Genomic DNA, 26630 nt, shown 5'->3' on the forward strand with positions numbered 1-26630 from the left:
TCGTGACCTTTTACCAGCGCTGGTGGACGTGGGGTGCGATAAGGCGCTCGTAAACTTCACGGGCGCGTTGCATGACCTCATCCGGCAGGGGAGCCAGGCCCGCAGCCGAGACATTCGACGCCGACTGGGCCGCGTTTTTACTGCCCGGGATGATGACGGAGACCGCCTCCTCCATGAGAATCCAGCGAAGCGCCATCTGCGCCATGGTGGCCCCTGCCGGCACGAGACTGCGCAACTCGTCGACCGCTTTCAACGCGATGTCATAAGGCACACCGGAGAACGTTTCGCCGACGTCGAACGCCTCGCCATGGCGATTGAAAGCGCGGTGGTCGTCCGACGCGAAAACCGAATCCGCGGACATTTTGCCCGTCAGCATGCCGCTCGCCAGCGGGACGCGCGCAATGACTGCAACGTTTTTCTTTTGCGCCTCGCGGAAAAACAAGTGGGCGGGGCGCTGACGAAACATGTTGTAGATAATCTGGACCGAAACCACATTGGGGTACTCGATCGCCTTCAGCGCTTCCTCGACCTTTTCGACCGACACGCCGTAAAAGCGGATCTTGCCCGCGGCGACAAAGTCGTCCATCGCCTCGAACACCTCAGGACGGTAATAAACCTCCGTCGGCGGGCAATGCAATTGCACCAGGTCGAGCGTATCGACGCCCAGGTTCGAAAGGCTCCGGTCGATGAAACCCTCAAGCTCACGTTTGTTCGTGTAGCCACTGGTTACGTGCGGGTTGAGTCGACGTCCGAGCTTGGTCGCTACGAACGGGCGCTCGCCGCCGCGTTGCCGCAACACGTCCCGGATGATCCGCTCCGAGCGGCCGTCGCCGTAGACGTCTGCCGTGTCGATGAAATTGACGCCGCTATCGAGCGCGGCATTCAGCGCAGCCTTGGCGTCGTCTTCGGCGACATCGCCCCACGCGCCGCCTATCGCCCATGCACCAAAACCGATTTCTGATACATTCCAGTTGGTACGGCCAAATTTTCTCTTCGACAGCGTCATTTGAGTTTTCGTCCTGTGTTTTGCGAAATTCGACGTTAGCGCTTCAGTCGGCCACGTTACATCCGTTCCGGCCATCTTTCGTTAGATAGTGTAGCAAGCATGCGACGCATCTAGTCGTGATGTCTGTGTCCGAATCCATGCATGCACGAAGTGTCGAATAACCGATCTTCGCAGAGTTTCGGGGAAGGAGGGGCGGTTGCAGGACGCTCGGATACCGGCGGGCGCGTTGCTCTTTTTGAAGCGTGACGGTCATTCGAGGCGCTTTCTTCCCTTTGTGCAGTGCGATTCTTCCGGTGAATGGCCTAAGGCAAAATAAACGCGGAAGTCACGCGCGACCGGCGGCATCGCACGCGCTTGCGTCGCGCCAATCAGACGCGAGGATATGTGCCATGGAAAACCTTCTGAGAAGTCGCACGATGCTAGCTGCGTTGGTGTTCGTGCTGACTGGGTGTGCCGTCGGCGGTGTGCCACAAGGCATGACACAAAGCGGGACCCATCTGAGCCCAACGGAATGCCGTGATCTTGCGGCGCTTAGAAACAACGCGCCTCCGACAAAGCAGCTAAACCAGAGCGAGCTTTCGGCCCTGAGGAAAGCGGGCTACAACCCTTCACCATGGAACGACGATCCGTACTATCCAGATGATCTCCACGCGGCGCAGCGCATCGTCGACCATTGGTTCGTGACGGAGTGTCCGCAGTTTCTTCAACCGGGGTGAGAGGCTCCGAAGCCAATACTGGGCAGGGCGTCAGATTCGATTGATCAACCGCTCCCGTAATTCTCGGCGCAGCACTTTGCCGACCGGCGTTTTCGGCAGATCGTTGACGAACACCACCTGCTTCGGCACTTTGTAAGCGGCGAGGCTCGTCCGCGCAAACGCGATCACTTCCGACTCGTTCAGCGCCGGCTCCTTTTTCACCACGAAGGCGACGGGCGCCTCGCCGCATTGTGAATCCGCCATGCCGACCACTGCGACCTCCAGAATGCCGGGATGCTGGAAGAGCACGCCCTCCACCTCGTTGGGGTAGACGTTGAAGCCGGAGACCAGAATCATGTCCTTCTTGCGGTCGACAATCCTGATCACGCCACGCTCGTCCATGATTCCAATATCGCCGGTGGCGAAAAATCCATCCGTGCCGATTACACGCGCAGTGTCCTCCGGCCGGTTGAAGTAGCCTTGCATGATGCTGGGCCCTGCGACGCAAATTTCGCCTGGCGTACCCGCGCTGACCGCCTCGCCGCTTTCATCGCGGATTTCAATGCGCACGGAAGGCAGCGGCACGCCGATCGTCCCTTCAAAGGCAGTCTGTGTCACAGGATTGGCCGTCACTGCGCCGGCGGCTTCCGATAGCCCGTAGACTTCCAGCACCGGGCATCCTGTGAGCTTTTGCCAGCGCTCGGCAACTGCTGGCTGCGTCGCGGTGCCGCCCCCGAAGGTGCTACGCAATGCCGAGAAATCGAGCGCGCTGAAGTCCTTGTTGTTCATTAACGCCGTAAATAGCGTGTTAAGTCCGCCCACGGTGGTTGGCCGGTGTGCTGCAAAATCCTTCACGAGAGCGGGAATATCGCGTGGGTTCATCACCAGAACGCAGCGGGTGCCCATATAAAACGAGGTCAGACATTGGCACACAAGGCCCGCGACGTGATACAGGGGAAATGCGACGAGCGTGATTTCGCCGCTCGGCCGGGACGCCGGCTTAAGCCAGGCGGAAAACATCACCACATCCGCGAGCAGGTTGCCGTGAGTCAGCACGGCTCCTTTTGGCTCGCCTGTCGTGCCGCCGGTGTATTGCAGGAAAGCTCTTGTCTCGTGGTTAAGTGCCGGCCTGGTGAAGTCCGCGGCCGCACGCGCGGTCATGGCGGTCCTGAAGGCGATCGCACCGGTGATCGTCCAGTCCGGGACAAGTTTTTTTCTTTTTCGAACGACGTAGTCGACAAGGACTGATTTCGGGAAGTTTTGCATCTCCGCCACGCGCGCGACGATAACGTGCTCAATGGGGACATGGGCGAGCGCCTGCTCGACGGTGGCGGCGGCAATCTCCATCACGACGATCGCACGCGCACCGGAATCCTTGAGCAGATTCGCCAGTTCCGGCGCGGTGTAGAGCGGATTGACGTTGACGATGGTGAGACCGGCCCGGAGTGCAGCAAACATCGCGATGGGGTGCTGCAACGAGTTCGGCAACATGAGCGCGATGCGGTCGCCCGGCTTCAGACCAAGGTCTTTCTGGAAATAGGCGGCAAGGCGGGCGGAGTTTTCGTCCAGCTGGCGGTATGTGAGATCCACGCCGAACTGGTGAAAGGCGATCTTGTTGCCGAAGCGATCGACGACCTGTTCCAGGAAGGCCGCCATTGACGGGTAATCATCGAGGTCGATGTCCGCCGCAACGCCGTCGGGATATTGCGAAAGCCAAGGCAAGTTTGACATTTCGTTCTCCGCTGCGGACTGCTTCGATGTTTGTTGTCGCCACTTCGATTCGATGTCTTCCAGCGAGGCTTCCTGGCGTTGCACGGGAACGGGCAACACCCCAGGCCCGCAGGTGGCATCGAACATCAAAGATGGTGATTCTGCGAAGATCGGAATTCGCGGCGAATTGTTGATAACGACAATCGCACTGCGCGATCCGTTTGCTCGGTAAGCCAGACGACCTTCAATCCGGACTCCCAGCGTATTCTCGCCATGACAATTCCAAGTGTGCTTTAGCGAACATACGCGTACGATCGGATGCGTAATCACGCGCGAAGGTCCAATGCTGGATCGCAGCGGGCGCCTCGATGAGCGCCTCAACTTCTCGAGCAATCGTTCTCACCCGAGATGCTGTCCAATTGCCTTCGACAATATGGTCAATGCGGTAAGCGCCTGCGAATCAAGCGGTTGGCTGCGTGTGCGCGTTCCGTACAACGCATCGCTATCCGTCACCCGGCGCCCGCGAAAATGGTGATGCCGAATGCCTGACGACGAACCGCCGGCATGCACCGGGTCGCGACATAATTTTCGAACGTGGTATGTAATGCTCCGATAGTCATTCGATCGGCACGTAAAGCAGCACCGTGTATGCGGACGCTAGGCCTTCCTTGCTTTTGCGCGTCGTTTGCAAACAATTTCTTCGCAACGGAAATAGCGCCGCCAGCGGATCTTGCCAAGCCGGGGCAAAGCGGACTGATCCTGCAGTGCGGTGTCAAAGGCGCAGCCATTCGGTTGCCCCGTCCTGGAAGTAAAACGGCGGAGGGGATATGAGCGACGCAACGCACGGGTTCGACGCAGCAGGTGAAAGTAGAGACTCAGATGGTTTAAATCTGGGTGCGCTCGTCGCGTTGGTGGTCGGCTCGATGATTGGGGGCGGTATTTTTTCGTTGCCGCAAAACATGGCCGCATCTGCGGGCGTTGGGGCCGTTCTGATCGGCTGGGTCATCACGGCCTTCGGCATGTTGGCGCTTGCCCTGGTATTTCAGACCCTCGCAACCCGCAAGCCGCACCTCGACGGCGGCGTCTACGCATACGCCAAGGCGGGATTTGGCAACTACATGGGATTTTCCTCGGCGTGGGGTTACTGGATCTGCGCGTGGCTCGGCAACGTTGGGTATTACGTGCTGCTCTTCAGCACGCTCGGCTACTTCTTCCCCATATTTGGCGAAGGCAATACGGTGACCGCCATCGTGTGTGCCTCAGTCCTGCTCTGGAGCGTCCACTTTCTGGTGCTGCGCGGTATCAAGGAGGCGAGCTTCGTCAACCAGATCACGACGATCGGGAAACTCGTCCCGCTCTTCCTGTTCATCCTTCTCTGTCTCGTCGCGTTCAGGATGGATGTGTTCTCCGCCGATATCTGGGCGCGAGCGAATCCGGCACTGGGGAGCGTGCACGATCAGGTCCGTAACATGATGCTGGTCACGGTCTGGGTGTTTGTTGGCATAGAAGGCGCGACCGTTTTCTCGGCACGTGCTGCCGATCGTAAAAGCGTCGGCAAGGCGACGGTGATTGGCTTTTTCGTCGTTCTGCTCGTGCTGGTGCTGGTCAATGTGCTGGCGCTCGGAATCATGACCCAGGAGCAGCTTGCCGGGCTGAAGAACCCGTCGATGGCAGGCGTGCTCCAGCACGTGATCGGACATTGGGGAGTGGTGCTGGTGAGCGTGGGTCTCGCCATTTCGCTTTCCGGTGCACTGCTGTCGTGGGTCATGCTGTGTGCCGAGATACTGTACTCGGCCGCGCGCGACAGCATGATGCCTGCTTTCCTGCGCAAGGAAAACGCGAAGAAGGTACCGGCGAACGCGTTGTGGCTGACCAACGGCATGGTGCAGATCTTTCTGCTGATCACGCTTGCGTCGAAAGGCACCTATCTCTCGTTGATCTATCTCGCCACCTCGATGATTCTTGTGCCTTACTTCTGGTCGGCGGCCTATGCGTTACTGCTGGCGATCCGCGGCGAGACCTACGAATTGTCGGAGAAGGACCGTCGCAGGGACTTGATGATTGCAGCCGTTGCGGTTCTCTACGCGATCTGGCTGCTTTATGCGAGCGGAGCCAAATATCTTCTTCTTGCTTCGCTGCTTTATGCGCCGAGCGTCATCCTGTTCGCCAAGGCGCGGCGGGAAGCAGGGCAGCCGGTGTTCACCCATATCGAGAGGGCCGTATTTGCAGGGGTCCTCATCGCGGCTGTATCGGCGGGTTTCGGCCTGTATCGAGGGGTGCTAACGCTTTGATGCCGAAGCATCGCGTCGCGCGACACGCCTTTTCGCCGCGGAAAATGAAGTCTTGCTTTGTCTGGTGAGCAGAGTTGGGCAGGCGAAAGCGCCTACGCGATTGAGAGCGTCACTGCGCTTGTGCTGTGCGAGGTTGCGGCGCGCGGTTTCGGCATGCGAGCGCTGAATTCCACCGCGAGTCACATTCGCAAACAGTCGAGACGTGACTGGATCAGAAGGAGGGCAAAAATGAACCGGGCGATCAAGCAACTGACAGTTGGGGCACTCGCGGTCTGGGTGGCCACGATTTCCAATGCGGCTCCGCAATTCGAATCGCTAGGACACATCGTCGACGGAAACATGTATCGAGGCTTTTCATCCGCGGCGAAAGTAACCTATGTGGCGGGCGTTTTCGACGGTGTGCTGGTTACAGGTGCGTTGGGTGATGTCGACGAGAGTCTCCTCGCGATCAAAAAATGCACGATGCACATGAAACTGGGCCAGTTAAATACGATCGTTGAGGCGTACATCGAGAAAAACCCGTCGCAATGGGGGGATTCGATGAGCAAAATTGTCATGAACGCAGTGGGCGAGGCCTGCAAGGATCGTGGCATAGCGATTTTGCCGGAAGACGGGTAGTTTCAAACAAGAGGTGACTAGCGACGCCAAGGTCTACGCGCGGGAAATGATGGCTGGCAAAGATCTCATCGCGGCTGATTGCGTGCTGACGTTTTAACCTCGCCTGCCTTCGGCGCGACCGTCTAATAGGCGCCTCCGGTATCGATCGTCAGATAGAGCATGTCATGCTCAAGGAGCCGGATGAAATGCTCGTCCTCCTGAAAGAGCTCTTCCAGGAGATCGCTGTTGGAAACCACGCCGATGACGCGCCCGGATTCGATAACGGGTAGATGCCGGATCCGCTTTGTATGCATCAATCCGAGACACTCGTCGCAGGTATGCTCGGGCGTCACATAAAACACCTGTGTGGTCATGATGTCGCCAACCCTGGTGTTGGCGGCGTCGCGGCCGAGCACCTCGACTTTGCGAGCGTAGTCGCGCTGAGACAGGACACCGACAAGATTGCTGCCCTGCAGCACCAACACGGTCGTCACATCCTTGTCGGCCATCAGATGCAACGCGGTAAGGACCGTGTCATCGGGGCTGACCGAAATAACCTCCCTCGCGTTCGCGGACAGAATTTGCCGTGCCGTTTTCCTTTCCTTTTTCATGACCGCCTCCATACCGAAAGGGCAGCACGTACGGACTCGGCCTGAGCAAAGCAAGATCGGAATTCGATCACCCAGGTCCGTCACGGCTGGCCAATCTTTTCGTCTTTCTTGAATCGCAGTGTAGATTGTTTGGCCTTGGTGGAAGCTGCAAATTACCTTGTGGCTCATACCGAAGGACACGCCGCGTCCGGTCAATCCCGGCTGGAACTCGCTGCTCGAATAATGGCCGTCATGGATCGACTGATGCAGCGCACAAAGACAGCGATCTTGTTCCTCGCGCTGCGCACGAAAGACGGTTCACATCGACGTCCTACAATGAACCGTGGTCGCGCATCCCACGAGGCCGTCGCACCGGGATTGCGCATCGCAGTGCCCCGTTCCAGCCGCGTGCGGCGTGCAGGCATACCGCACGGTTCCTCCCTTTTCCAAGGAGCAGACGATGCGAAAGATGCAGGTGGTGCAAGTGGCAAAGCCCGGTGGGCCGCTGGAGCTGGTCGAGCGCGACGTGCCCGAGCCGCCCGAGGGGCATGTCCTTGTCAAGGTGCACGCATGCGGGATCTGCCACAGCGATTCGCTCACGAAGGAAGGCCAGTGGCCGGGCCTGCAATTTCCGCGCGTGCCGGGACACGAGATTGCAGGCGTGATCGAGAAGCTGGGTCCGCGTGTCGAGGACTGGCAGGTCGGGCAGCGTATCGGCGTGGGCTGGCACGGCGGGCATTGCGGCCATTGCGAACACTGCCGGCACGGCGACTTCGTGCTCTGCAAGAACGGACTCATCCCTGGCATCAGCTACGACGGCGGCTACGCCGACTACATGATCGCGCCGCAGGAAGCGCTCGCGCGCATGCCCGACGATCTATCGGACGTCGACGCTGCACCGCTTCTTTGCGCGGGCATCACCACCTTTAACGCGCTGCGCAAGAGCGGCGCGCGCGCGGGCGACATCGTGGCGATCCTCGGCATTGGCGGCCTCGGCCATCTCGGTGTGCAGTATGCGCGAAAGATGGGCTTCGTCACTGTGGCCATCGCGCGCGGGCAAGACAAGGCGCCGCTCGCCACGCAGCTCGGCGCGCATCACTACATCGACAGCGCCTCGCAGAACGTAGCCGAAGCTTTGCAGGCGCTTGGCGGCGCGCGCGTGATCCTCGCGACGGCCACGAGCGGCAAGGCCATGACCGCGGCGTTGGGCGGCCTTGGCCTGAACGGCAAGTTGATCATGGTTGGCGTGTCACAGGAGCCTGTGGAAGTGCCGATTACGCCGTTCATCATGGGCCGCCATTCGGTGCAGGGCTGGCCCTCGGGCACCGCCGCAGATTCGCAGGAGACGCTGGCGTTCAGCGCACTCTCGGGCGTGAAGCCGATGATCGAGGAGTATCCGCTTTCCCGCGCGGCCGAAGCGTATGACCGGATGATGAGCGGGAAAGCGCGTTTTCGCGTGGTGCTCAAGCCGGGCGGTTGAATCGCAAGCACATCGGTAGCGCACGGCGTACGGCCTGGCTTATCGCCAGGTCGGAATGAGGGAGGCGGCGAGCAGCACACCCATCGCGAGATTGAGCATGCGCCAGTGGCTCGGCGTTCGAAAGACCCGCGCGAGCAGCACGCCGAGCGCGCACCAGACCGCTAGCGACGCACACGCAGCAACGCCAAACGTGGTTCCGAGCAGCATCGCGAGTCGGTTCGGATTGCTCGCGAGCAACGCGAACGACGCCGCCGCGCCGATCGTCATCGCCCAGCTTTTCGGGTTGAGCCAGAGCAGCAGGAAACCATTGACGAGCGTAACCGGCCGCGCGGGGCCTGCGGCGCTCGCGGGGTCATTACCCGCGCCTGGCGGCCCGCTGCGGGCAATACGCCACGCGAGCCACAGCAGATACGCGGAGCCGAGCGCCTTCACCGCCGTTTGCAGCGACGGCAGCGCGAGCAGCAGACCGCCAAGCCCTAGCGCCGCGACCGCAGCGAGCAAGGCGAGGCCTATCGCGATGCCGAGCATCAGCGGAATCGAGCGTACGAAGCCGAAGCGCGCGCCCGAGGCGGTGGCGAGTGTGGTTGCACCGCCAGGCGTGACGGTCGAGACAGCGACGAAAAGTACGAGCGGCAGGATCGAGGTCATCGGTGCACATCCAGGGGCGTGAGATCTGCACTGTACGGATCGGCAACGCATCCTGAAAGGCAATAATATTGATGCGATCCATTACGCCACATAATGCATCGATGAACCGGAACCTCGACCTCGATCTGATCCGCACCTTTGTTGCCGTCGCCGATAGCGGCAGCATGACCGTCGCTTCGAAACTGCTGCACATGACGCAAGGCGCTGTGAGCCAGCAGGTGAAGCGCCTCGAAGACGTGCTGGACTGTCTCCTATTCGTGCGGAAGACGCGCAAGCTGGAGCTTTCGCGCGAGGGTGAGACGTTTCTCGTGAAAGCACGCGAACTGCTGCGGCTGAACGACGAAATCTGGGCCGACATGACCAGCCAGCCGTTGCGCGGCGCCCTGCGCGTGGGTGTGCCCTTCGATCTCGTGACGCGGCTCGCGCCCGCGATGAAGGCATTTGCCGAGGCGCATCCCTACGTCGACATTTCGCTCGTCTGCGCGGCGTCGCCGGAGTTGAGCGGAGCGGTCAATACCGGTCGTGTGGATGTGTCGTTGGTCGAATACGTCGCGAGCGAAGCTGAAGGCGAAGTGGTCCGCATTGAGCCGTTGGTGTGGGTCAGTGGGCGCGGCAGCGATGCATGGGAGAAGCGGCCGTTGCCGCTGTCGATGGTGGACGAGCGTTGCGCCTTTCGCTCTGTGGTGCTCGGCGCGCTCGCGGACAAGGGCATCGCGTGGCGCACGGTATTCGAGAGCGGCAACATCGAGGCGACCGCTGCGACGGTGCGCGCGGGACTCGCGATCACGACCTGGCTCGTCTCCACGGTGCCGGCTGGTCTGGAGATACTCACGCCTCAAGCAACCGGCTTGCCTGCGCTGCCGCCGTTCGCGATCTGCCTGCGATTGCCCACGACGGTTCAGCCCGCGGCACAGGAGTTCGCGCGCCACGTACGCGAGTCGATGTCGAACGACGCAGGCACTCGACGCGCGCAGTTTGCGAACATCGCGTGACTTGTTCCACAAGCGCTGCGGGAGCGCCGCCGCGAAAAAATCGGTGACCCGGCGCACACGCGCAGGCATGAAGCGACGTCTCGAGTTGCACGCGTCGCAGACGAGAGATGCGAGCGGCAGCGTCGCACCGGCCGGGACGATGGCCAGCGATCCTGATCAGCCTTCGGGGCGCAGCGCCCGCGGCGTGCGATTCTGGCGGCAAAAGGCTACCCGGCGGCTGACTGCCGCTCACCGGGTGCAGCTCTTCCGCCCGCGACAGCGCCGCGACCTGGACGGGAACCTTGCGTGTTCCGTCGAGCGTTGCGCGCGCTTACTGTCCTCCTTGTTCCTTGAGCGAAAGGTGATTGTCCACCGAGGTTACGCCAGCCACCCCCTTGGCGGCCGTCCCGGCGAGATCAATCTGCGGTGCCTCGGGTACCGTTCCCTCCAGCACCACCGCGCCGCCGTGCGCTCTCACGATGATGTTCTCAGTGTGCAGCCCGTGGGTTTTCACGAGTGCAGCACGCACTTTTTTAACGAGCGCGTGGTTTTGCGCTTTTGCCGATGGCGCCGCCGGTGTGGCGGGTGCCATCTCACCGCCGTCGCTCGCTTGCGCGCGGGCGTCAACTGAAGCAAGCATGACCAGGACACTACTTGCCAACGTGATTATTTTGATCGCGTTCATACAGGTTCCTTTCTTCGATAGCTGAGGATCACTCCAACGCCCTTGCGCTACATCCGGCACCGAGCTCCTGCCCGTAGACCGGTGAAACGTTCGGCAACGCGGTCTCGGGTCGGCTCGATATGCTGCATCGCGCCGCAAGATAGAACCCAGTAAGTAAACGCTAGTAAATCACTGATCCTATGGCAATAAGCATTCCGCTCTGGGAAATCCTCAGATTTATGTGCTTCGCTAGCGTACGTCGTAAGAAAACATTTCGAAAAGATTGATACGCACGTTGAAAAGCCGTGTACCTCCCGGCGGTCTCAGGTTAGCGTCCTGCGGCCCATTGGCTGTTAACAAGGTCACCCTGTTGAATCGGCTGGCGACTGCCTGTCGCGCTCGGCCATATTCGACCGAGGGTGTGTAAAAACGCGCCCGGTCGCCTAGACTGAATCGACCTGTTAGCGCGAGAGGCGGAGATAGGGCGATTTGTTCCGAGTGCTCAATCGTAGGGCGATTCTTGTACTCGATGCGTTCAAGCGCCAGGAGCAAGGGCGTCGCGCCGAGGGACATTTAGCGATCCATCGCAACGTTGTCGGAGTGCGCTCCGCTCGCACGTATTCAGATGCGCGTTGTGAAATAGAACTTCGAAAGAAGCCGCTGGCAACATTCTCGATGCCTCGCGGAGCACCAACACTTCAATCAATTTCTTATAGGAGGTACTACCGATGCCTACGATCACCACTCCGGACGGCGTAAAGATCTTCTACAAGGACTGGGGGTCCGGTCAGCCGATCATTTTCAGCCATGGCTGGCCCCTGTCGGCCGACGACTGGGACGCCCAGATGATGTTTTTCCTTCACCACGGCTACCGGGTGATCGCCCATGACCGGCGTGGGCACGGGCGGTCCGAGCAAGTCGGCACCGGCAACGACATGGACCACTGGGTCGCCGACCTCGCTGCACTGACCGAACACCTCGGCGTCCGCGACGCGATCCACATCGGGCACTCCACCGGCGGCGGCGAGGTGGCCCGCTACGTTGCTCGCCACCAAGAGCGGGTCGCCAAGGCAGTGCTGGTGGCCTCGTTGACGCCGAACATGGTGAAAACCGACGCGAACCCTGCGGGTCAGCCGCGGGAGTGGTTCGACGCGGTTAAGTCAGGCGTGCTTGGCAACCGGTCGGAGTTTTACCGGGCAGTCCCGGAGGGTCCGTTCTATGGATTCAACCGTCCGGGCGCCAAGCCGTCTGAGGCGGTGATCGCGAACTGGTGGCGCCAGGGCATGGCCGGCAGCGCCCAGGCCCACTACGAGACCGTATTCTCCTGGCTGGAGGACTACACCGAAGATCTGAAGAAGATCACTGTGCCGGTACTGGTCATGCATGGCGAAGACGACCAGATCGTCCCGTTCGCCAGTTCGGTGCCCCGCGCGGTCGACCTGCTCGCGAACGGTGTGCTGAAGACATACTCGGGCTTCCCGCACGGCATGCTGACCACCCACGCGGACGTCCTCAACCCCGACCTTCTCGAGTTCATCAAATCCTGACGGGACGCCAGCCCGAACCAGAACCAGGCAATTCGAGTGGCGCGCTCCATGGGTGCGCCACTCGACCTACGTGTCCGCTTAGGATCCCGTTTGAGTCGGAAAAAGGCTCGTGTCTTTCCTCACTCTTCCGCGGCAGCTAGAGGCAGTCGCCGTCGATCCATCGCCGCTCACTCCTTCACAGGCAGTTCTGCGACTGTGTCTGCCGCGTGAGAACTCGAGTCGGTTTCGACCGGCTCGATGGTAGCGGCGAGACCAGTCGCTCGCTGGACATGTTGTTCAAACAAGGCCTTAAGTTCGGGACGCAGTCCATCGCCGCGTTGAGCAGCGAGCGCGTGAAGCGAAAGAAACGGCAGCATGATCGGGCTCCGGTCAATGAAGGGGCAAGCCCTATGCCGAAGACCAGATTGGCGACCGGGCGCCCGCTACATACAGGTGATTCGAGCGCACCGGTCTTCCTTCAACGACCTCGTCTTCTGTGCGCTCGCGAGGACACCATATGGCAGTCACTCGACCGAGGCACTCCGATTCTTGCTGCCTGATTGCTGTGAACAACAGGTAACGCTTATGGCGAAACGACTATGCCGTCTTCCGTCCTTGTCGCGGCACTATGTCGAGGAAGTCGCCGAGCGCTTCCCATGACGTCTCGTTTCGTTGCCGGAGTCAATCGATCCGGACATTGCGACCGACGATGGCGATGACGCACAAGCATCATGGGCGTGATTTGCCAAAGCCGAATTGCCCGCGCTCACGCTTCGCGTTCGACTCGTTTGTGTGCAATTGATCATAGGCCTGCCGTGCAGTCTCAACTTCGTCAAGATATTCGACGGTCCAGGCATACAGCGCTTTGAATGGCCGTTGAAGTTTGCGGCCGAGCGTACTGATTTCATATTCCACAGACACCGGCGATGTCGGCAGTACATGCCGTGTTAGCAAACCGTTTCGCTCCAGGCGACGCAAACAGTCCGTCAGGGCTTTCTGCGAGACACCTTCCAGCCTCCGTTTGATTTCATTGAAACGAAGAGGTCCGGTATCGAGGACCGTCAGAATCATCATTGACCATTTGTCTGCAATCTGATCAAACAAAATCCGGCTAGGGCAATCGACCGCGAATCTTTGCGGTGCACTTTTCGGCATGGCAGTTACCTCCAATATACTTAGTCGAGTATAAGTGCGTAATTGCAATTAAGTATAAAAAATATACCATCTCCAACGTCAACCCAACTGGAGACCCGGTCATGACTGAAATTTCCCTTGATGCACTGTTCGAGCCGTTCGAGCTCAAGACACTGAAACTGAAAAACCGCGTGGTAATGTCGCCGATGACGCGTTCGTTTTCGCCTGAGGGAGTACCTGGCGCGGATGTCGCCGCTTACTACCAGCGTCGCGCGGACAATGGCGTGGGCCTGATTATCTCCGAGGGAACGGTGATCGACCGCCCTGCATCGCGCAACGATCCGAACATTCCTTTGTTCCACGGTGACGCGCCTTTGAATGGATGGCAGAGCGTGATTGATGGCGTTCATGCCGCGGGAGGCGCCATGGGGCCGCAGATCTGGCACGTCGGTTCGGTGAAGAGTCCGATGACGAGCTGGGAGCCGGACAATGGCATCGAAAGCCCCTCCGGGCTGGTTGATGCGAGCGAGGCACGAGGTACGGCAATGACAGATGAAGCCATTGTCGATACCATCGACGCCTTTGCTCGCGCGGCGGCAGACGCCCAGCGGCTGGGCTTTGACGTCATCGAGATTCATGGCGCGCATGGTTATCTGATTGATCAATTTTTCTGGTCTGCGACCAATCGACGTTCCGATCGATATGGCGGCATCACGCTCCGGGAGCGCTCGCGTTTTGCGATCGAGGTGATCCGGGCAATGCGACGCGCGGTAGGTGCCGAGCTGCCGATTATTCTGCGTCTTAGTCAGTGGAAACAGCAGGATTACGCGGCGCGACTGGCCGATACGCCGGACGCCATGGCTGACTGGTTGGTCCCGCTGGTGGAGGCCGGTGTGGACATCCTGCATTGTTCTCAGCGGCGTTTTTGGGAGCCGGAATTTCCGGACGTCGATGGACTGGAAGGACTGAATTTCGCGGGTTGGGCCAAGAAACTGACGGGGGCGGCAACCATCACGGTGGGTTCGGTGGGACTCTCTGGCGATTTCCTGAGCGCATTCGGTGGAGAGACGTCACAGCCGGCCAGCCTGGCGAATCTGGTTCAGCGTCTGGAGCGCCGGGAATTCGATCTCGTCGCGGTAGGGCGCGCGTTACTGTCCGATCCGGCCTGGGCCGAAAAATTGCGGCGGAGTGAGCCATTGGCAGGCTTCAACCCGAGTGATATGGCAGCGTTGCACTGACCAGCCGTAAACAAACGGACGCTTTCGCGTCCGTTTTCATTCAACAATCGAATGGGCAAGATCTTTAGCGGAAAACCGCCCCTGAACGAGGTAAATATTGAACGAAATCGGGCGACCGATATCGACACGACGAGGTTTGTCATCAGAATCAAACCGATAGCAACCGCTCCGATAACCTTGTGACCACATCGCGCCTTCTTGTTCCGGGGGAGGCCGCGATTCTCGCAGCGGGTTAAATCGACGGCAGACTGTCCGCGTGGCTCTGCTCGCGTTGCCGGCCAATCCATGTAGCAAGATCACGTGCCGACATTGCCTTCGCGTAGTACCAACCCTGCGCATACTGCACGCCTTTCTCGCGGAGCCACGTTATCTGCAACCCCGACTCCACACCCTCGGCGACGATTTCCAGATTCAGTTCATGCGCCATCGAGATGATGTGAGGCGCGACGACACTCGATGCCGTATCCTGCGCAATCGTGTCGACGAACGATTTGTCGATCTTCAGAACGTCAATCTCAAAAGTCTGCAGATACGACAGGCTTGAGTAGCCCGTTCCGAAATCGTCGATATAGATCGGATGACCTGCCGCCCTGAACGCGGCAATAACGCCGCGCGTCGCATCTGCGTTCATGAAGCTGCGCTCTGTGGCCTCGATTCGTATCTGTCTGGCCGCAATGCCGGTTCCCTTCAGCGATGACGTGAGCAGATTCAGGAAGCGGAAAGTGCACAGATCGTCGCCGCTCACGTTGATCGAGACATAAAACGTTGGATTCGCGGACAGCAAATTGCCGAGTTGTGCGAGGGTCTTCTCGAGCACGAGATCGGTTAAAGGCTGAATGAGTTGGTTTTCCTCCGCGACCCGTACAAATACTTCAGGTGAGATAGCGCGGCCATGCAGTGTCCAGCGCACCAGCGCTTCCACGCCCGCACATTCGTTGTCAGCGAGCCGAACGATGGGTTGATAGACGACCTCAATTTTGCGTCGCGATATAGCCCATTCGAGCGTTGAAGCAAATGAGAGTTGCCGGGTGATCCGCCTGTACGCCAGCCAGCCAAGCGCGGCACCCGAGACGACACCGATAGTAAGCCACGCAGCAAGCAGCTTTGGCCAGTCGCCCGTGACGCTGCTGCGAGGCGATTTCACCACTATGGCAAGCGGCCGGCTCGAAGACAAGGCAACCGCATAGTTCCAGTCCGTGCTCTTCACGTTACCGCCATGCTTCCAGGCGTTGAGCATGTCGTCCTCGTCTGCGCCGGCCGAGACGGCCATGACTGTTCCTGTTGTCGTCTGGATCGTCGCGATAGGACGTCGGGATGGGTCAATCAGGTCCACGTAGGACGCCGGATCGATGGAAACATAGTGCCCATTGCGACCGATCAGCAGGTCCTTGCGTACGTCGCTTAATGGACTCTTCTGGCGGAACCAGACGAGAAACCCGTCGTTGCTGCGGTAGTCGGGCGGCGGCAGCGCGAGGTCCTTTTTGCGCACGTCGCCAAGAAGCGGAGAACAAAGATACTGCCCATCTGCGTATGCGCCCGCATCCTGGACGTACCGGTAGTTGTATATGACGCGTGCAGCCTGCTCGAGATTCGACGGTGAGCAAGGCACGCCTGGTTCCCGATCCAGATCGGAGAGGGCGCCAAACGCCTGGAACGTGACAAGCTCAGCACGCATCATCGCCTTGCTGGCGAAATCCCGAAGCTCCTCCCGGTCACGTCGTTCAACGTCCTTGTTTGCGACATAGAGGCTGGTGAGCACCGGGACGATAGTCGCGAGACACCCAAGGGCTATCGAAGCCGAAATTAGCGTTAAGCGCTTAATCATTTCGTACCCCAAGCGTCGAAAGTTTGGGAACGAACGAGCGCTTGAGCGCGTGCGAGCGGCACGCCTCAGATGTCCGCACCCGAATAGGCGACTATAGAATAGCCCCGCGCGCGCTGTTTTCAACGCGATAACAATCTGTCCTCAGACAGCGATATGGAGTAGTCGATGAGACGTCGTTCAGCCAATGTGATTGCTGTATCGACTGCCGTTCTGCTCGGCGCCGCCGTTTTTTCGTCATCGGCAATTGCCGAAGTCACGGGACACCAAAAGGACGTTGCGCAACGCGGAGCGGGTGTGATGCCTTTCTCCCTTGCGGCGACCACTCACATCTTTACGAAGACGGACGATGGCGGAGTCCAGCAAGTCGTCACGAAGCGTCACGACCCGAAGCAGGTCGCGCTGATTCGCGGGCATCTGGCCGCAATCGCCGGGCAATTCTCAACGGGCGATTTCGAGGCCCCGGAGCAGATCCACGGCAAAGACATGCCAGGATTGGCCACGCTGCGTAACGCACAGCCGGGCGAACTGAAGATCGGTTACCGCGACTTGCCCGATGGAGGTGAAATCGTCTATCGCACGGATGAGCCTCGCCTTGTCGCTGCACTGCACGCGTGGTTCGATGCCCAGTTATCCGATCACGGCCACGATGCGATGATGGAGCACGAGCCTGGCATGCCGATGCACCACCACCCGACGGATACCGCGACGACGGAATAGGTCGCGCGCATGTCACGCGACGTCGCGCTTGCCTTCGGTACCCGGCAGTTCACCGGTGTGAAGATGTGCATCGCGCCGCATCGCGCGGATGGCCACGAACGCCGCGGCGAATCCCGAAGCGGCGCCCACGACCAGCGCCCAGCGCGGGCCGCAATGATCGGCGACCCAGCCGACGATCGGCGCGCCGATGGGCGTGCCGCCGAGCGCCACCCCGAGCCGGATCGCCAGTACGCGTCCGCGCATTGCAGGCTCGGTCGAGAGCTGCATGAGGCTGTTGGTCGTCGTCGTGAGTGTCAGCGCCGCGATGCCGATGATCACGAGCGCCGCGCCGAACCACGCGTAACCGGGTGCGACTGCTGCAAGCGCGCAGCCCGTGCCGAACACAATCGAGCCCGTGAGGAGCGAGCTGAAGCGAGGCATGCTGCGCCGCGCGCCGAAGAGCGCACCGGTCACGGTGCCGACCGCCATCAGCGAGGAGAGCAGGCCGTAGCCGCTGGCATCGGTGTGAAAGACGCGCACGGCCATCGTCGAAATGAAGATCGGAAAGTTCAGGCCGAATGTGCCGATCAGCGCGAGCATGATGACGATCGCCTTGAGGTCGGGACGCGACCACACGTAGCGAAGGCCCGCCGTCATGTTGCCGCGCGCGGGATGGGCGCGCTCGCGCACACGGAGTTCCTGCGTGCGAAGGCGTGTGAGTGAGATCAGCACGGCGACGAACGAAATGCCATTGAGCAGGAACGCCCACCCCACGCCGACCGATGCAATCACGATGCCCGCCACAGCAGGGCCGACCATGCGCGCCGCGTTGAACGAAGTGGAGTTGAGGGCGACGGCATTGGACAAGTCGCCGTCCGCGACCAGTTCGGAGACGAAGGTCTGGCGCACCGGCGCATCGAATGCTGCCGTGCAGCCGAACAGGAACGCGAACACGTAGACGTGCCACAACTGCACGACCCCGGTGACGGTCAGCACGCCGAGCACGAGCGCGAGCGCACCGAGCGTTGCCTGCGTGGCCATGAGCAGCTTGCGCTGGTTGAAATGATCGGCGGCGTAGCCGGACCACGGCAGGAACAGCAACTGCGGACCGAACTGCAGCCCCATGACGATGCCCACCGCAGCCGCACTGTGATGCGTGAGCCCCGTGAGGACGAGCCAGTCCTGCGCCGTGCGCTGCATCCACGTGCCGATGTTCGACACGAGCGCGCCGGTCGCCCATACACGGTAGTTGAAGCTGCGCAGCGAACGAAAGACACCGGCCGACGATGTGCTCATGCGGGGTCCTGTGTCAGTCGTCCACGAGTCGCTGGAGCAGGTCCAGCGCAGCCGCGAGTTCACGCTGTTCGTCCTCGTCGAGCCGTGCCTCGATCGTGCGCGAGAGCCAGTCCTGGCGTTTCGCCCGGCCTTCTCGCAACCACTTGGCGCACGCATCGGTGAGCGACCAGAGGGTCTGGCGACCGTCGTCGGGATCGGGTGCGCCGCTCAGCAGGCCGGCGCCGTCGAGCTGTGCAATCACCGCGCCCATCGATTGCGGACGCATGCCCTCGGCGCGCGCGAGGCTCGATACGGTGCCCGATCCCTCGCGTTCGAGGCGTACGAGCACCGCGATTTGTGATGGCGTGAACTCGCCGGGGTTCGCTTGCTCTCGCAGGCGGCGTCGGATCTTGCCCATCAGGGCCCGGATCTCGCTGGCGAGCTGGGCGGAAAGGTCGGCTTCGTTTGATGCGTTGCGGCGGGTCATGGCCGCATTGTAGAAGAAGTGAAGTTTAACTTCAAAGTTTTACTTCACAGTTACGGCACGCTTCTATCGGCCGGCGCTGAAAAGCTCGTTGATCGTCGCGCCTGCTGCGGCGCCCTCAAAGCCGTCGAATCGCCCTTCGGCCAGCGACTGGGCCGCGCGCATGAACCCGCCCCACGCGGCACGCGCCAAAGCACCGCCCACGCTCACGCGCCGCACGCCGAGTGCCGCGAGATCCGCGAGTGTCAGTGTCGATACCCAACCCACGAGCACGTTGACCGGCTTCGGTGCGACGGCGGCCACGACCGCCGAAATCTGCTCGCGCGTCTGGATGCCCGGGGCGTAAAGGCAATCGGCGCCTGCGTCCGAGTAGGCGACGAGTCGCCGGATTGCGTCGTCGAGATCGGGCTTGCCCGCGAAAAAATTCTCCGCGCGCGCGACGAGGAGGGTGTCGCTACCGTGTGCGTCGATCGCGCGCCGGGCGGCCTTGATTCGTTCGACCGCGACTTCGATCGGGAACAGCGGCGCCGACTTGTCGCCGGTCGAGTCCTCGACAGAGAGGCCCGCAATGCCCGTTTCGACCGCCAGGCCCACGCTTTGCGCAAGCGCTTCAGGGTCCGCGCCGAAGCCATTTTCGAAGTCGGCGTTCACTGGCAGATCCGTCGCATTCACGATGGCGCGCAAATGGGCGAGAACCGAGTCGCGGGTGACTGCGTTGTCGGCGTGGCCCGTAGACCACGCGAAACCCGCGCTGGTGGTGGCGAGTGCCTTGAAGCCGAGGCCCTGCAGATAGCGGGCGCTGCCAGCGTCCCATGGATTGGGAAGCATGAAACAACCGGAATCGTGAAGCGCGCGGAACGCCGCGCGTTTTTCGGCAGTGGTTTGCGGCATGGGGCGGCTCCTTGTGGAGTAGGGACGTGCGAAGGTGAGGGCCGTTCACAGGTTAAACGCGGAATCTGTTTTTCGTCGTTGATCAGTGATTGTGCGGTGCAGTGAAAATCACGGTACGCAAATTGCTGCCGAACGCACAACGGAAGATTGCTGAGAAAAGCGCGTCGTCCGTGCTGCGACCATTTCCAATGCATACCTGAATAAGTGTCGTGAGTGGTGATTGCGTGCCGTCGGTAAATTGCATTGTCGGAAGAAATTCCGAATGGACGCATCGTGATAACAACACGAATCAGCAGAGGCGTATGCTAGAAAACATCTGGTATCCCTTCTTATTCATAACACAATATAAGGAGACACAAAGGACCGAACGATATCAACTTTCGCTCGATTGCCAGATCGGGCTCATGGCGGAGAGCAAGTAAAAAATCGCTTCCGCTTGTTCCGGCGAGATCATCACACCGACAATGCGACACACGTTCGTGCATCGCTGGAGGCGCTCGCCCGTAGATTTGCCGATAAACGTATCGCCCTTGTTCTGGAGGTGCGAAATGACTGCCGACCTATCAGGAGCCAGAGCGGCTCCCATGTCGGAGGAAGAAGCCCAACGCCAATTGCGTCGCGCGGTAATTGCCAGCACGATCGGCACGACGATCGAATGGTACGACTTCTTTCTCTACAGCATCGTGACGGGCCTCGTCTTCGCGAAGTTGTTCTTCCCCGCATCAGACCCGCTCGTTGGAACGCTGCAGGCCTTTCTGATCTACGCCGTCGGCTTTGTTGCGCGACCGGTCGGCGCCGCTATTTTCGGCCACTATGGCGATCGTGTCGGCCGCAAGGCCACGCTGATCGTGACGCTGCTATTGATGGGCCTCGCCACGTTTGCTGTGGCTTTCGTCCCAGCGTACGCGACGATCGGGATTTGGGGTGCCGTCCTGCTCACCGTGCTGCGCTTCATCCAGGGTGTCGGTGTCGGCGGCGAGTGGGGTGGTTCAGTGTTGATGTCGATGGAATGGGCGCGGACCAACAAGCATCGAGGTTTCGTCGCTTCCTGGCCGCAGTTCGGCGTACCGGCGGGGCTGTTCCTTGCGAACCTTGCGGTGCTCGCGACGAGCGAGCTATCCGGTGGCAATTTTCTGACCTGGGGATGGCGCGTGCCGTTCGTTCTCAGCATCGTCCTCGTCGCAATCGGGCTTTACATCCGGTTGAATATTCTCGAGACACCGGTCTTCGCGAAGCTGCTTGCCGAGCGCAAGATCGAAAAGACACCGATGCTCGAGGTGATACGCCGCCAGCCGAAAGACATTCTTCTTTCGGCGTTCGTCCGCATGGCAGAGCAGGCGCCGTTCTACATTTTCACTGCCTTCGTGTTCACCTATGGCGTCACGACGCTCGGCGTATCGCGCGACCTTCTGCTACTGGCCGTGCTGGCGGCTGCAGTGGTGGAGTTCTTTACGATCCCGTTCTTTGGGCACATGTCCGACCTGATCGGGCGTAAGCGGATGTACATGATCGGCGTAACTTGCGTCGGTGTGGTCGGCTTCCTCTATTTCGCCATGATGGACACCCGGCATCCTGTGTGGATTTTCGCGGCAGTCATGCTTTCGCTGGTACCGCATGCCATGGTGTATGGTCCGCAGGCTGCTTTTATCGCCGAGTCGTTTACGGGGCGGATGCGATACAGCGGAGCGTCGCTCGGCTATCAACTGGCTTCCGTAATCGCTGGCGGACCCGCACCGTTGATCGCGACTGCGCTCTATGCCTACTACCGGTCCGGCTATGCAATTGCCGCGTATATCCTGTTGTGTGCGGTGATCAGCTTTTTTGCCGCCTGGCGTATGGGCGACTATACGAACAAGGACATTTCGCAGGAGTACGACGAGGCACATGCATTCGGCGAAAGTCGGCATGCGTCCCGGCCTGCATGATCGGTCTCGTTGCGATAGCACAGACCGACGCATCCGGCGGCTAATGTGGAAACGCATCAGCATGACGATAAAGGCATCCGGATAAGCCCTGATAAACCGTGTCCTGGCGCGGCGGCGCATGAATGTCCGCCGCGCCGATCCCGCAGTGCAACCCGTTGACAATCCCGATGCCCGCCAAAGCACTGCAGTGCATCGTGCTGCGCTGCACATCTGACTCTGCGTGCCGCTGGCATTAATCGGCACAATGAACTATTTTCATTGAGGCGCAGCGCGTGCCGACGAAAAATCCGATCTAAAACGCGAATCCGGAACGGAGACCAACATGCTGGCGACACACTTGCCCATCAGGAAGCCGGTGAAGTCGATCGCGCCTGCAGCTGTAATTGCAGCGGCATTCGCACTGGCCGCGTCCGGCGCGCATGCCGCCACGCCGACTGCCTACGTGACGAGCGAGACAGCGGGCGTCGGCGTGATCGATCTGAATCAGATGAGCCTCGCGAAGACCTTCCCTGTTGGCGCCGATGGCCCGCGCGGACTGAGTTTGAACGCGGACGGCACCCGGCTTTTGCTGGCCAACAAAAATACAGGCGATCTCGCCGTAATCGACACGCAGACCGGCAAGGTCGTAGAGCGCGTGAAAATCGGCAAGAACCCTGAATATGTGCGCGTGCACAACGGGTACGCCTACGTGACCTATGAACCCGGTCAGGATGGCGGGAAGCAGGGCGCGGACGACGACGACAATGCCCTGCCCGCGGAAATCGCGGTCATCGACGAGAAAACCTGGCGCGTGATCCGCTCTGTGAAGAGCGGGCACGAAACGGAAGGTGTCGAGTTTTCGCGCGATGGCAATACGATGCTCGTGACCAATGAAGGCGACGACACGCTCTCGGTGTACGACGCGCAAACGGGCGCGCCGCTGCGGACGGTGACGCTCCCCGCGGGTGGACGTCCGCGCGGCATCAAGGCGTCGCCGGACGGCAGCCAGTACGTGGTGACGCTCGAATCTTCGAACCGGTTCGTCGTGCTCGACGCGCACGACTTCCACGTATTGAATACCGTTGACACGAAGCTCGGGCCCTATGGCGTTGCGTTCGATCCGGCCGGCAAGCGCCTGTTCGTCGCCGCCGCTCGTGACGCGACACTGCAGGTGTTCGATGCGCACAACTACGCACACCTTGCCGATGTGCCGGTCGGGAAGCGTTGCTGGCATTTCAGCTTCACGCCGGATGGCGCGCGCCTGTTGCTCGCGTGCGGCCGCTCGAACGCCGTCTATGTGATCGACGCACAGACTTATGAAACGCTTCAGCAGATTGGCGATTTGCCGCTCGCATGGGGCATCGTCACCTGGCCGAGCAGCGTGGGGTCGATCGAATCGCGTTGAGTGGCGGCGTGGACGCACTCCAACCGGAGTGTGATGGCTGCGCTCGCCTTCGGGTTCAGGAGCCTCGGCTGCCGTCGGTGTCGAATTGCGTTCGGTACCGCACACTATGATGCGTTGCGTTGCCGCTGAAGCCGCTGCACCAGTAGACACAACGTTCACAATCACGCAATACCGTCTGGAAAATCAGTGCGGTGTGGCCTACGCTTAAAAGGTCCGCCTCCACGGTTTGACCGCGCTGGGCGGCTGCGGGTCCTGATTCAACCGTTTTACCAACCAGGTCGATATTCCAAGGTCTGCAATCGTGCGCGCTCTGCTCGGAGCGCATCCGACAGGGTTGTGCCATCCCGCATTCGACGCTGCCGGCGAGGCAGGTGGCGTCGCATTCGCGAGACGAACATCATGGGCAAAAGAACAGGAGACACTCATGCATGCTTCCCGCGGTACCCTCTTCGCCTGTATTCCGATCGTCGCGTTGATGCTTGCGGCGTCCGTTGCCTTAGGCGCGGGTGAAGTGCAAGGCAGCGCGACGACCACCTCATCGCCGATGCCGGACGTGCTTCACCCTGTGACCCAGGCGATGCTCGACGGGGCGGCACACAATTCCATCGACTGGCTTCAGTCGAACGGCTCGTACGACCAGACCCGCTACTTCCCCGGCACGCAGATCAATACGGCGAATGTCGCGAAGTTGAGGCCGGCTTTCATCGTGCAGACCGCCGTCAACGAATCGATGGAAACCGCGCCGATCGTTTCGAACGGCATCATGTTCATCACGACGTCGTTCAATAACGTGTATGCCGTGGACGCGGCGGATGGTAAGGAGTTCTGGCATTACAAACACAAGATGGGGCCGGTCACGACCTTCTGCTGCGGTCCGAACAACCGTGGCGTAGCGATATCGGGTGACCGCCTGTTCATGGGTACGCTCGATTCGAAGCTCGTCGCGCTCGACGCGAAATCCGGCAAGCTGCTGTGGGAAAGCCAGATCGGCGACCCGGAGCAGGGCTACTCGGAGACGATGGCGCCGACGGTCGTCGACGACAAGGTGCTGATCGGCACCAACGGTGGTGAGTATGGGATTCGCGGGTTCGTCAAAGCGTTCAACGCGGCGGACGGGAAACTGCTGTGGACGTTCTACACGATTCCGGATTCCGGGCAGGAAGGCGTGTGGGCGACCAAGGACGCAACGGGCCGCGACCTGAAGCGCGACATCGACGCCGAGAAGAAACAGCTCGCGGACAAAGGCGGCGACTTCTACAAGACGCTTGGCGGTGGCGTGTGGATGGCGCCTGCTGTCGACCGTAAAACGCACACGGTGTTTTTCGCGGTCGGCAACCCGTCGCCGGACCTGTATGGCGCGGTCCGTCCTGGCGACAATCTGTACACCGATTCGCTCGTTGCGATCGATCTCGATTCGGGCAAGTACAAGTGGCACTACCAGTACGTCCCGCATGACGTATGGGATCTCGACGCAGCAAGCCCGCCGATTCTCGCCGACGTTCGCGATGCTTCGGGCAAGATGGTTCCGGCCGTGATCGAAGGCGGCAAGACCGGGCACGTGTATGTTCACGATCGCAGCACCGGCAAGCTGATCCGCTTCTCGCAGGCGATGATCCCGCAGGAGAACATGTGGACGCTGCCGACCGCCGCGGGCGCGCGGATGTTGCCGGGCGCGAACGGCGGCGTGGAATGGTCGCCGATGGCGTTCTCGCCGAAGACGCGTCTCGCGTATGCCGCGAACCTGCATCAGCCGATGACGTATCAGGTCGAGGAGGCCGCGTATCCGGGCGGCAGCAAGCTATGGCTCGGTGGTGCGTTCAAAACGATCCCGACTGAACAGCAATGGGGCAGGCTGGTCGCGGTGAACGTCGATACCGGCAAGGTCGCGTGGGGGTACAAAACCGATCAGCCTTTGATCGGCGGTGTGCTCGCGACCGCAGGCGGCCTCGTGTTCAACGGCGAGGGCAATGGCCTGTTCCGCGCATTCGATGCGTCCAGCGGCAAGAAGCTCTGGGAATTCCAGTGCGGCGCGGGCGTCAATGCACCGGCAGTGTCGTACATGGACCATGGCAAGCAATACGTCGCGGTAGCCGCGGGCGGCAACACGCAGCTCGACTTCAAGCGAGGTAATACTGTCGTTGTCTTCGCTCTGCCGTGAGGGTGCGTTGGGTGTATGACGTCGAGTCGGCTCGCCGGTATCGCCGCGCGGGCTGGCTATGGTCCTTCGCGCTGTATGTCCTTCCGTGCGCCGGCCTGTGGTCGTTCGGCGCACACGCGGATGCGGCGGCAGGGCAGGCGAAGGCGCAGCTCTGCATCGACTGTCACGGACCGATGGGTAATTCTACGAATCCGGATTACCCGGTCCTCGCAGGACAGTCCGCGCGGTATATCTACCTCGAATTGCGCGATTTCAAGGAGGGGCGCCGCAACGACCCGCGCATGTCTGCGATTGCGTCGACATTCTCGCGCGAGGACATGATGGATCTGGCGGACTATTTCTCTTCCCAGCGGCCCGTGCCTGTACCTGTGCCGTCCAGCGTTGATCAAGCGAGGATCGATGCGGGCCGTAACAAGGCGGCTGAGGTACTCTGCACGATGTGTCATCTCGGTGGCTTTGCCGGGCAGAACGAGATTCCGCGTGTGGCGGGCCAATACGATCAATACATCGTCAAGCAACTGGGGGACTTCCGCGCGCGCCGTCGCACCAACGACGCCGGCAACATGACGAGCGTGACGAAAGGGCTGTCCGACGAGGACATTCGGAACCTGGCTGCCTATATTTCCAATCTCCAATAACGACGTGAACAAAACGCCGCGTGCACTGATCGCGGCCACTTTGACCGGGAGTGAACGTGATGAAACGGACTGTAGCCGTGTTGGCGGGGGCGGTGTTGATGACGGGCGCGATCGGCGTGGTCTCGCCGGCCAGCGCGATCGCGGCCGATGCCGCGTTGAACCAGCAGTTGCTGGCCGCGGCGAGAAGCGGCGATGAGGCGAACGTGCAGGCCGCGCTTGCGAACGGCGCGGTGGTTGATTCGCGCAACCGGATTGGCGATACGTCGTTGATCATCGCGTGCAAGAACGGCTTGCCAGGCATGGCACGCACGCTGATCGAGCACGGCGCCAACATCGGTCAGGCCGATGTGGCTGGCGACACGCCGCTGATGGCCGCGGCATACGGCGGGCACGACGACATCGTCGCTCTGCTGCTCGCGCATGGCGCCGATACCGCAGTCACCGACCGGGTCGGCAAGACCGCGATGGAGTACGCGGCAGGCAAAGGCAATACGGCGGTGGTCCAGCGCCTGCTGGACGCGGGTGTCGGTGTGAATCGCGTCTACAAGAACGACCTGACCGCGTTGATGTGGGCAGCGGGCTACGATCAGACGGACACGATCAAGCTGCTGCTTGATCGTGGCGCGGATCCTGCAATGCGCGACAACCGCGGGATGACCGCGCACGACATCGCCGCGCAGACGGGCTCGAGTCACGCGGTGCTGCTGCTGTCCTCGCATTGAGTTTCTTTCTGGCGCCGGATGCGCCGCTGGCAAGTTCCGTTTGCGTACACGGACGCGGTCGAGACTGGTCATCGGCATGTTG

General features: G+C 60.7%; 24 protein-coding genes. 13 read left to right on the top strand and 11 right to left on the bottom strand.

Features of this window, described 5'->3' with window-relative positions:
• Window positions 1–10: 10 nt before the first annotated feature.
• Complete coding sequence (locus L0U80_RS26245) at window positions 11–1006, bottom strand: aldo/keto reductase (RefSeq protein WP_233872877.1); 996 nt, start codon at window positions 1004–1006, stop codon at window positions 11–13.
• Between the two features lie 389 nt (window positions 1007–1395).
• Here L0U80_RS26245 and L0U80_RS26250 point away from each other — a divergent pair, with 389 nt between their 5' ends.
• A complete protein-coding gene (locus L0U80_RS26250; RefSeq protein ID WP_233872880.1) occupies window positions 1396–1722 on the top strand; it encodes a DUF4148 domain-containing protein in 327 nt (108 codons plus the stop codon).
• A gap of 30 nt (window positions 1723–1752) precedes the next feature.
• Here L0U80_RS26250 and L0U80_RS26255 read toward each other — a convergent pair whose 3' ends face one another.
• Window positions 1753–3558, bottom strand: a complete 1806-nt coding sequence (locus L0U80_RS26255; RefSeq protein WP_233872883.1) for an AMP-binding protein — start codon at window positions 3556–3558, stop codon at window positions 1753–1755.
• A 680-nt stretch (window positions 3559–4238) separates the two neighbouring features.
• Between L0U80_RS26255 and arcD the strand changes: the two genes are divergently transcribed.
• Window positions 4239–5702 (top strand): arginine-ornithine antiporter, encoded by a 1464-nt coding sequence (gene arcD, locus L0U80_RS26260; protein WP_233872886.1) that lies wholly within the window; start codon window positions 4239–4241, stop codon window positions 5700–5702.
• A 228-nt stretch (window positions 5703–5930) separates the two neighbouring features.
• Window positions 5931–6320: a Rap1a family protein gene (locus L0U80_RS26265; protein WP_233872889.1), complete on the top strand. Its 390-nt coding sequence runs from the start codon at window positions 5931–5933 to the stop codon at window positions 6318–6320.
• A 122-nt stretch (window positions 6321–6442) separates the two neighbouring features.
• Here the strand turns inward: L0U80_RS26265 and L0U80_RS26270 are convergent, their stop codons facing one another.
• Window positions 6443–6910, bottom strand: coding sequence for a CBS domain-containing protein (locus L0U80_RS26270; RefSeq protein ID WP_233872892.1), 468 nt, complete (start codon window positions 6908–6910; stop codon window positions 6443–6445).
• A 439-nt stretch (window positions 6911–7349) separates the two neighbouring features.
• Here L0U80_RS26270 and L0U80_RS26275 point away from each other — a divergent pair, with 439 nt between their 5' ends.
• Entirely contained in the window at window positions 7350–8369 is a 1020-nt protein-coding gene (locus L0U80_RS26275) for an alcohol dehydrogenase (RefSeq protein ID WP_233872895.1), read from the top strand.
• 39 nt (window positions 8370–8408) lie between these two features.
• On the opposite strand, the gene L0U80_RS26280 is transcribed toward L0U80_RS26275, so the two are convergent.
• Window positions 8409–9017, bottom strand: coding sequence for a LysE family translocator (locus tag L0U80_RS26280; protein ID WP_233872898.1), 609 nt, complete (start codon window positions 9015–9017; stop codon window positions 8409–8411).
• A gap of 101 nt (window positions 9018–9118) precedes the next feature.
• Between L0U80_RS26280 and L0U80_RS26285 the strand changes: the two genes are divergently transcribed.
• Entirely contained in the window at window positions 9119–10009 is an 891-nt protein-coding gene (locus tag L0U80_RS26285) for a LysR substrate-binding domain-containing protein (protein ID WP_233872901.1), read from the top strand.
• A gap of 310 nt (window positions 10010–10319) precedes the next feature.
• Here L0U80_RS26285 and L0U80_RS26290 read toward each other — a convergent pair whose 3' ends face one another.
• Complete coding sequence (locus L0U80_RS26290; RefSeq protein WP_233872904.1) at window positions 10320–10673, bottom strand: BON domain-containing protein; 354 nt, start codon at window positions 10671–10673, stop codon at window positions 10320–10322.
• A 707-nt stretch (window positions 10674–11380) separates the two neighbouring features.
• Between L0U80_RS26290 and L0U80_RS26295 the strand changes: the two genes are divergently transcribed.
• Entirely contained in the window at window positions 11381–12199 is an 819-nt protein-coding gene (locus L0U80_RS26295; RefSeq protein ID WP_233872907.1) for an alpha/beta fold hydrolase, read from the top strand.
• Between the two features lie 167 nt (window positions 12200–12366).
• Here L0U80_RS26295 and L0U80_RS26300 read toward each other — a convergent pair whose 3' ends face one another.
• Together L0U80_RS26300 and L0U80_RS26305 are read right to left on the bottom strand one after the other, a co-directional pair.
• A complete protein-coding gene (locus L0U80_RS26300) occupies window positions 12367–12555 on the bottom strand; it encodes a hypothetical protein (protein ID WP_233872910.1) in 189 nt (62 codons plus the stop codon).
• A 352-nt stretch (window positions 12556–12907) separates the two neighbouring features.
• Window positions 12908–13333 carry a winged helix-turn-helix transcriptional regulator gene (locus L0U80_RS26305; RefSeq protein WP_233872913.1) on the bottom strand — a complete coding sequence of 142 codons (426 nt, stop codon included), beginning with the start codon at window positions 13331–13333 and terminating at the stop codon, window positions 12908–12910.
• Between the two features lie 101 nt (window positions 13334–13434).
• Between L0U80_RS26305 and L0U80_RS26310 the strand changes: the two genes are divergently transcribed.
• On the top strand, window positions 13435–14550 hold the full coding sequence (locus tag L0U80_RS26310; protein WP_233872916.1) for an NADH:flavin oxidoreductase: 1116 nt from the start codon (window positions 13435–13437) through the stop codon (window positions 14548–14550).
• A 232-nt stretch (window positions 14551–14782) separates the two neighbouring features.
• Here L0U80_RS26310 and L0U80_RS26315 read toward each other — a convergent pair whose 3' ends face one another.
• Window positions 14783–16498, bottom strand: a complete 1716-nt coding sequence (locus L0U80_RS26315) for an EAL domain-containing protein (protein WP_233872919.1) — start codon at window positions 16496–16498, stop codon at window positions 14783–14785.
• Window positions 16499–16540: 42 nt separating this feature from the next.
• On the opposite strand from L0U80_RS26315, the gene L0U80_RS26320 reads away from it, so the two are divergent.
• Window positions 16541–17092, top strand: coding sequence for an aspartate carbamoyltransferase (locus L0U80_RS26320; RefSeq protein ID WP_233872922.1), 552 nt, complete (start codon window positions 16541–16543; stop codon window positions 17090–17092).
• A gap of 12 nt (window positions 17093–17104) precedes the next feature.
• Here the strand turns inward: L0U80_RS26320 and L0U80_RS26325 are convergent, their stop codons facing one another.
• The 3 genes from L0U80_RS26325 to L0U80_RS26335 form a co-directional block, all read right to left on the bottom strand.
• The gene (locus L0U80_RS26325) at window positions 17105–18367 is read right to left on the bottom strand and encodes an MFS transporter (protein ID WP_233872925.1); all 1263 of its coding nucleotides are present in this window, start codon (window positions 18365–18367) and stop codon (window positions 17105–17107) included.
• A gap of 13 nt (window positions 18368–18380) precedes the next feature.
• Window positions 18381–18833 carry a MarR family winged helix-turn-helix transcriptional regulator gene (locus tag L0U80_RS26330; protein ID WP_233872928.1) on the bottom strand — a complete coding sequence of 151 codons (453 nt, stop codon included), beginning with the start codon at window positions 18831–18833 and terminating at the stop codon, window positions 18381–18383.
• A gap of 63 nt (window positions 18834–18896) precedes the next feature.
• A complete protein-coding gene (locus L0U80_RS26335; protein ID WP_233872931.1) occupies window positions 18897–19721 on the bottom strand; it encodes an isocitrate lyase/PEP mutase family protein in 825 nt (274 codons plus the stop codon).
• A 548-nt stretch (window positions 19722–20269) separates the two neighbouring features.
• On the opposite strand from L0U80_RS26335, the gene L0U80_RS26340 reads away from it, so the two are divergent.
• From L0U80_RS26340 to L0U80_RS26360, 5 genes are all read left to right on the top strand, one after another.
• On the top strand, window positions 20270–21646 hold the full coding sequence (locus tag L0U80_RS26340; RefSeq protein WP_233872934.1) for an MFS transporter: 1377 nt from the start codon (window positions 20270–20272) through the stop codon (window positions 21644–21646).
• A 322-nt stretch (window positions 21647–21968) separates the two neighbouring features.
• Window positions 21969–23030 carry a beta-propeller fold lactonase family protein gene (locus tag L0U80_RS26345; protein ID WP_233872937.1) on the top strand — a complete coding sequence of 354 codons (1062 nt, stop codon included), beginning with the start codon at window positions 21969–21971 and terminating at the stop codon, window positions 23028–23030.
• Window positions 23031–23505: 475 nt separating this feature from the next.
• On the top strand, window positions 23506–25188 hold the full coding sequence (locus L0U80_RS26350; protein WP_233873853.1) for a pyrroloquinoline quinone-dependent dehydrogenase: 1683 nt from the start codon (window positions 23506–23508) through the stop codon (window positions 25186–25188).
• A gap of 71 nt (window positions 25189–25259) precedes the next feature.
• Window positions 25260–25826: a c-type cytochrome gene (locus L0U80_RS26355; protein ID WP_373322317.1), complete on the top strand. Its 567-nt coding sequence runs from the start codon at window positions 25260–25262 to the stop codon at window positions 25824–25826.
• 59 nt (window positions 25827–25885) lie between these two features.
• Window positions 25886–26548, top strand: coding sequence for an ankyrin repeat domain-containing protein (locus L0U80_RS26360; protein WP_373322297.1), 663 nt, complete (start codon window positions 25886–25888; stop codon window positions 26546–26548).
• The last annotated feature ends 82 nt before the right edge of the window (window positions 26549–26630 follow it).

This window comes from Paraburkholderia adhaesiva, from assembly GCF_021390575.1.
Taxonomy (GTDB): Bacteria; Pseudomonadota; Gammaproteobacteria; order Burkholderiales; family Burkholderiaceae; genus Paraburkholderia; species Paraburkholderia adhaesiva.